The sequence below is a fragment of the Mycobacterium sp. E1715 genome, from assembly GCF_001667625.1.
Classification (GTDB): domain Bacteria; phylum Actinomycetota; class Actinomycetes; order Mycobacteriales; family Mycobacteriaceae; genus Mycobacterium.
Window position 1 is genome coordinate 1 of record NZ_LZJJ01000389.1, and the last position, 773, is coordinate 773.

The 773-nt window shown below is 70.1% G+C and carries 1 pseudogene; it reads left to right on the forward strand.

Annotation, left to right across the window (positions count from 1 at the left end):
• Positions 1-124: 124 nt before the first annotated feature.
• Positions 125-773, forward strand: a pseudogene (locus A9X03_RS19185) (hypothetical protein); the annotation flags it as partial.

A 773-nucleotide genomic window follows, 5' to 3' on the forward strand; every position in this document is an offset into this window, starting at 1 on the left:
CGGTACGCCCGTCGATCCCCACACCACCTCCGCACCGCAACTGCGGTCGCAGGTGCTGGCGCTGCGGGGCGACGTCGTGGCCGATGACCGCTTCGCGCTGGCGTCTTAGAACCGGCGGCCCACCATGTCACTCCTCGACCGCTGGTTTCCTCATCTCGATCGGCGGATGCCGCTCAACATCGACGTGGGTCCGCTGCACGTCCACATGTACTCGACGGCTGTGTTCCTGATGTGGGTCACGGTGGCGATCCTCGCCGTCGCGGGCGCCGCCGTCCTGGTCTCGCGCAAGCGCGAGCTGGTGCAGAAATGGCGCACCTGGGTGCTGATCGCACCGGCTGTCGGGATCCCGGTTTGGGCCGGCCAAGGCACGACGGCGGGGTTGGCCGCGGCGCTGGCGGTCGTCGCGGTGATCGAGTACGCGCGACTGGTCAAGCTGGGCCGGGCCGACACCTACGTGCTTGTGGTCCTGGCCGTGGCATACCCGGTCGCGGCGTGGCTGCGCCCCTCGCTCCTGCAATTCGCGCCGATCATCGTGCTGCTGTGCGTGGCGCCCTCGGTCCTTCAGGGCGACGTCGAGAACGGCGCCAGGCGCGCCGCCTCCGCCGCCTTCGCCTCGGTGTGGATCTGCTGGTCGCTGTCCCACCTCGTCATGGTGGGACCGGACGCATACCTGCTGTGTTTCGCCGTCGCGGCCACCGACGTCGCCCCGCAGCGCCAGCACCTGCGACCGCAGTTGCGGTGCGGAGGTGGTGTGGGGATCGACGGGCGTACCG